Annotated in this window: 1 protein-coding gene; it reads right to left on the bottom strand. The window is 75.5% G+C overall.

Going from position 1 to position 6,818, the window contains the following annotated elements:
• Positions 1–6,818 (bottom strand): acyltransferase domain-containing protein (locus ACOV8S_RS31975; RefSeq protein WP_448322033.1); only part of this gene is annotated, 6,818 nt, incomplete at both ends.

Raw genomic sequence — 6,818 nt, forward strand, 5'->3', positions numbered from 1 at the left:
GTCCCGGTGACCACCGCGGTCGCGTCGTCGGTGGCGTCGGTGAGGGGGGTGAGCAGGACGGGGTGAGGGCTGGACTCGACGAAGGTGGTGTGGCCGTCGGCGGCGAGCGCCTCCAGGGCGGGGTGGAGCAGGACGGGGTTGGCCAGGTTCTCGAACCAGTACTCGGGCGTCAGCTCCGTCGTGTCGATACGGCCGCCGGTGAGCGTGGAGTAGAAGGCGAGGTGGGCATCCCGGGGAGTGATGCCGTCGAGGACGTCGAGCAGGGTGTCCTTGAGCGGCCGGACGTGCGGGGTGTGGGAGGCGTAGTCGACGGGGATGGTGCGCGCCTCGACGTTCTGCTCCTCCAGTGCGGCCACCAGGCGGGCGAGTTCGCCGGCGTCCCCGGCGACGACGGTGGTGCCTGGCCCGTTGTGGGCGGCGACGTGGAGGTCGTCGTACCCGGCGAGCAGTGCGGCCGTCCGCTCGGCGGGCAGGGGGACCGACGCCATGCCACCGGTCCCTGCGAGCGAGAGCAGGGCCTTCGAGCGCAACGCCACCACCTTCGCGGCGTCCTCCAGGCTCAGCGCCCCGGCCACGTAGGCGGCGGCGATCTCGCCCTGGGAGTGGCCGACGACCGCGTCCGGGCGCACCCCGTGGTGGCGCCACAGCTCCGCCAGACCGGTCATGACCGCGAACAGCGCCGGCTGCACCACGTCCACCCGGTCGGCGGGAGGAGCCCCGGGCACGCCGGTCAGGACGTCGAGGAGGTTCCAGCCGGTGTGCGGCTCCAGTGCCCGCGCCGTGGCCGCCACGTGCTCGGCGAACACCGGTGAGGTCTCCAGCAGTTCGGCCGCCATGCCGTCCCACTGCGAACCCTGCCCCGGGAAGACGAACACCGTCCTGCCGAGCGGACGGACACTGCCCCGCACGAGACCCGCGTGCGCGGTGCCCGCGGCCAACGCCGCCAGCGCCTCCCTGAGCCGGTCGGGGTCGCCGGTCGCGACGACGGCTCGGTGGTCCAGGTGCGCGCGACCGTCCGCCAGGACCTTCGCCACGGCGGTCAGGTCCGCCTCGGGGCGCGCCTCCAGGTAGTCCAGCAGCCCACCGGCCCGCCCCCGCAACGCCTGCTCGGTGTGCCCGGACAGCAGCCAGGGCACCACCGCGCCACGGGACGGCGAACCGGCCCCCTTTTCCGCGACAGGCTCGGGCGCCTCCTCCAGGACCACGTGGGCGTTCGTCCCGCTCATGCCGAAGCCGGAGACCCCGGCACGGCGCGGGCGGCCGTCGGGGGCCCATGCCCGCGGCGCGGTGAGCAGTTCCACGGCCCCGGCCGACCAGTCGACGTGCGGGGTCGGCTCGTCGACGTGCAGCGTCCGCGGCAGCAGACCGTTGCGCATCGCCTGGACCATCTTGATCACGCCGCCCACCCCGGCCGCGGCCTGGGTGTGACCGATGTTCGACTTCAGCGACCCCAGCCACAGCGGCCGCTCCGCCGGGCGGTCCTGCCCGTAGGCCGCGATCACCGCCTGCGCCTCGATGGGGTCGCCCAGCGTGGTCCCCGTCCCGTGCGCCTCCATGGCGTCCACGTCGGCCGGGGCGAGCCCGGCGTCCGCGAGCGCCTGTCCGATCACGCGTTGCTGCGACGGGCCGTTGGGGGCGGTGAGGCCGTTGCTGGCGCCGTCCTGGTTGGTCGCGGTGCCCCGGACCAGGGCGAGCACCGGATGGCCGTTGCGGCGGGCGTCGGAGAGGCGCTCCACCAGGAGCAGCCCCACGCCCTCGCCGAACGAGGTGCCGTCGGCGGCCGCCGCGAACGCCTTGCAGCGGCCGTCGCGGGCGAGTCCGCGCTGCCGGCTGAAACCGATGAAGATGTCGGGGTGGGACAGCACGGTCGCTCCGCCGGCGAGGGCGAGGTCGCACTCGCCCAGGCGCAGCGACTGCACGGCGAGGTGCAGGGCCACCAGCGAGGACGAGCAGGCGGTGTCCACGGTCACCGCCGGCCCTTCCAGGCCGAGCGTGTAGGCGATCCGGCCGGAGGCGATGCTGCCCGCACTGCCGAAGCCGAGGTAGCCCTCCATGTCGGCGGGGAGCTTCACCCGTGAGCCGTAGTCGGTGTAGACCACGCCGGCGAAGACGCCGGTGCGGGAGCCGTGCAGGGAGGTGGGGTCGATGCCCGCGCCCTCGAACGCCTCCCAGGCCGTTTCCAGCAGCAGTCGCTGCTGCGGGTCCATGCTGGTGGCCTCGCGAGGGCTGATGCCGAAGAATCCGGGGTCGAACTGGTCGGCGTCCCGCAGGAAGCCGCCTTCGCGGGCGTAGGAGGTGCCGGTGTGCTCCGGGTCGGGGTGGAACAGCCGGTCCAGGTCCCAGCCCCGGTCGTCGGGGAACGGCGAGATGACGTCACTCTCGGAGACGACCACCTGCCACAGGTCGTCCGGCGAGGTGATCCCGCCGGGGTAGCGGCAGGCCATGGCAACGATGGCGATCGGCTCGCCGTCGTACGTCGCGGCCGAGCGCCCCACGGTCGCGGGTCCGGCGGTGGTCCCGACGAGTTCGGCCAGCAGGTGGGCGGCGAGCGCCTCGGGCGACGGGTGGTCGAACAGGAGGGTGCTGGGCAGCTTGAGGCCGGTCGCCGCGTTGAGCCGGTTGCGCAGTTCGACCGCGGTGAGCGAGTCGAAGCCCAGGTCCTTGAACGCCCGCGAGGTGTCGATGCCGTCGCGGGCGGAGTGCCCGAGCACTCCGGCGACCTGGTCCCGGATCAGGTCCAGCAGCAGGCGTCGGCGGTCGGCCTCGGGGAGCCCGGTGAGGGTGGACGCCAGTGTGCCGGTCGTGGAGCCGGTGCCCGAGGTGGCCGCCCTGAGCGTGCGCACCACGGAACGCAGCACCGGCGGCAGCAGTCCCGCCGCGGCACGTTCCTCCGACGCGGTCCGGTCCAGCCGTGCGGCGAGGAGCACGCCGTGCCGCCGGGAGCGCAGGGCGAGGTCGAGCAGTTCCCCCACCCGCCGGGCAGGGACCGGCGCCAGTCCGGACGGCTGCTGGGCCGGTCCGTCCTCGCGGGGCCCCCAGGCGAGGGACACCGCCGGCAGCCCGAGCGCCCTGCGGTGCTGGGCGAGGGCGTCCTGGTACGCGCCGAGGGCGGCCCGTGCCGCCTGGCCCGTGCCGCCCAGGGCGGCCGAGGGGTCCGGGGCGAGCAGGGTGAAGGAGGTCAGGGCGCCGCCCAGGGTCAGTTCGTGCAGGTTCCAGGCGGCGTCCGTGCCGGTGCGCAGGGCGTCCGCGAAGTCCCCGGACGGCGTGGACAGGACGACCGCCTCGGCTGCGGGCTGCGCCACGTGCACCACCGCGGTGGGCTGGTGGGCGGCCGACAGCAGGGCCAGCGCGGCGGCCAGGGCGTCGCGGTCGGCGGCCGTTCCCTCCGCCACCAGCACCTCGACGTCCGCTCCGGCCAGCGGCCGTGCCACTTCCTCTCCCCCGCCGATGAGCAGCAGCCGGCGGGCGCCGTGCACGGAGACGAAGTACTCGGCGGCCCAGGCGGCGAGGTCGCCGCCGCCGGAGACGACCACGGTCCCCGACGGGTCGGGCGCCGGGGCCTCCTGCGCGTACTCGCGCGGAGCGGAGCGGGCCAGCCGGGGCACCAGCGGCTGCCCGCCCCGCACCGCTACCTGCTCCTCTCCGGACGCCGCGACGTCGGCCAGGGCGCACAGCGACGTGGGATCGCCGTCCACGTCGGCCAGAGTGATCCGGCCCGGGTGCTCGGACTGCGCGGTGCGCACCAGCCCCCAGCCGGCCGCCGGGGCGAGGTCCTGCACGTCGTCGTGGGGGGTGGTGACCGCGTGCCGGGTGACCACGACGATCCGGCTGTCGGCCGCCGCCTCGTCGGCCAGCAGTCCTCGTAGCGAGGTGAACAGCGCCTCGGTGTCCTGCTCGGCGAGCACGACGAGTGAGGGCGCCCGGTCGTCGCCGATGGCGTAGGGCACCCGGCGCGCGGCGTCGAACGCCTCGGCCGGGTCCACCGCGTCGCCGAGCACCGCCCAGTCGGCCGGGTCCTGCGCGGTGCCGGCGGCGGACACCTCGGCAAGCGGCAGCCAGTCCAGGCCGTACAGCCAGTCGTGCCGCAAGGCGGTGGAGCGGGGCAGGTCGACCGGGGCGACGGCCCGGACACCCGCCACGGGAGCGCCCGTGACGTCGGCCAGCGTCAGCGTCCGGCTCCCGTCGGCCGCGGGTGCCCGGACGTGGACGCGGAGCGCGGCGGCGCCGGCGGCGTGCAGGGTGACGCCCCGCCACGCGCCCGGGACGCGGGACACGTCGTCGGCGGCCTCGAGCACCGGCCGCAGGACGGCGTCCAGCAGGACCGGATGGACGGCGAACCCGCTCGCCTCGCCGACGAGTTCGTCGGGCAGCGCGACCTCGGCCCAGAGGTCGTCGCCCAGCCGCCAGAAGGTGGCGGGGGCGAGCGCGTCCGGGTCGTCGTGGGGCGGCTCGGCCACCGCTCCCGGCGGCGGCCAGACCGTCAGGTCCTCCCGCGCGCCGGCGGAGGGCTCGACGATGGAGGGCTCGTCGGCGCGGGCGCCGGCGAGGATCCCCGACGCCAGCCGGGTCCACGAGCGGTGCAGCGACTCGTCGTCCTGTGCGTCCTCGTACGGCCGGGCCGACAGCACGAACTCACGTCGTCCCTCGCCCTCCGCGGGCGCCGTGGCCGAGAGCTGCAGGTCGACCCCGCCGCCCGGCGGGACGGCGACCGGTGTCCCGACCGTCAGCTCCTCCAGCACCGGCAGGCCGAGCAGCCGCCCTGCCTGGAGGGCCAGTTCGAGGAGCACCGTGCCGTTGAGCGTCCGGTCTCCGAGCCAGGGGTGGGCGCGGGCCGACGTACGCCCGGTGAGGAGCAGGGCGTCGCCCTCCGCCAGCGTCGTCGCGGCCGAGAGCAGCGGGTGCCGGGTCGCCTGCAGGCCGAGGCTCTCCGGTTCCCCGCCGGCGGCCGCGTCCTCCAGCCAGTAGCTCCGGCGCTGGAAGGGGTAGGACGGGAGGTCGGTCGGGGGCGCGCCGGCGGGGTCCGGGACGTGCCAGACGGTGGCGTGGCCGTGGGCGTACAGGTGGCCCAGGGACCGGTGGAAGCGGGTGAGGGAGCCGTCGTCGCGGCGCAGGGTGCCGGTGACGACCGCCGGGGTGTCCTGGTCGAGGGCGTCGACGGTGTCCGTCAGCGGTGTGGTGAGGACGGGGTGGGGGCTGGACTCGACGAAGGTGGTGTGGCCGTCGGCGGCGAGCGCCTCGAGCGCCGGGTGGAGCAGGACGGGGCTGGCGAGGTTCTCGAACCAGTACTGCGGTGTCAGCTCCGTCGTGTCGATCCGGCCGCCGGTGAGCGTGGAGTAGAAGGCGACGGTGCCCGCTTGAGGGGTGACGCCCCGCAGGAGGCCCTGGAGTGTGTCCTTGAGCGGGTGGACGTGGGGGGTGTGGGAGGCGTAGTCGACGGGGATGGTGCGCGCCTGGACGTTCTGCTCGGTGAGCGTGGCGACCAGGCGGGCGAGTTCGCCCGCGTCCCCGGCGACGACGGTGGTGCCCGGCCCGTTGTGCGCGGCGACGTGCAGGTCCTCGTACGCGGTGAGCAGTGCGGCGGTGCGGTCGGCCGGCAGGGCCACGGACGCCATGCCACCGGTCCCGGCCAGCGACAGCAGGGCCTTGGAGCGCAACGCCACCACCTTCGCTGCGTCCTCCAGACTGAGCGCGCCGGCCACGTGGGCGGCGGCGATCTCGCCCTGCGAGTGGCCGACGACCGCGTCGGGGTGGACCCCGTGGTGGCGCCACAGCTCCGCCAGACCGGTCATGACCGCGAACAGCGCCGGCTGCACCACGTCCACCCGGTCGGCGGGCGGGGCGCCGGGCACGCCGGTGAGGACGTCGAGGAGGTTCCAGCCGGTGTGCGGCTCCAGTGCCCGTGCGGTGGCGGCGACGTGCTCGGCGAACACGTGCGAGGTACGGAGCAGTTCGGCCGCCATGCCCTCCCACTGCGAGCCCTGGCCCGGGAAGACGAACACCGTCCTGCCCGGCGGGCGGACTCCGCCCTGCACGAGACCCGCGTGGGCGGTCCCCTGCGACAGGGCCCGAAGGGCCTCCCGCAGCTCCTCCCGGTCCGCGACGGCGACGACCGCCCGGTGGTCCAGATGGGCCCGGCCCTCCGCGAGGACCTTCGCCACCGCGTCCACGTCCGTGCCGGGCCGTGTCTCCAGGTACTTCAGCAGCCCGCCGGCCCGCTCCCGCAGCGCCTGCCCGGTGTGCCCGGACAGCAGCCAGGGCGCCACCGCCCCGCCGGGCGGCGCGCCGGCGACCTGGTCCTCGACGGGCTCGGGTCCGGGCGCCTCCTCCAGGACCACGTGCGCGTTCGTGCCGCTGATGCCGAAGGAGGAGACGGCGGCCCGGCGGGGCCGGTCCTGCGCCCGCCAGGGGACGTTCTCGGTGAGCAGCCGGACCGCGCCGGCCGACCAGTCGACGTGCGGGGTCGGTTCGTCGACGTGCAGCGTCCGCGGCAGAAGACCGTTGCGCATCGCCTGGACCATCTTGATGATCCCGCCCACACCGGCCGCGGCCTGGGTGTGACCGATGTTCGACTTCAGCGATCCCAGCCACAGCGGCCGTTCCGCCGGGCGGTCCTGCCCGTAGGCGGCGATGAGCGCCTGCGCCTCGATCGGATCGCCCAGCCTGGTGCCGGTTCCGTGCGCCTCGACCGCGTCGATGTCGGCGGGGGTGAACCCGGCGTCGGCCAGTGCCTGACGGATCACCCGTTGCTGGGACGGGCCGTTGGGGGCGGAGAGCTGGCCGCTGGTACCGTCCTGGTTCACGGCGGAACCGCGCACCAC

It is taken from the genome of Streptomyces sp. CO7, assembly GCF_053474865.1.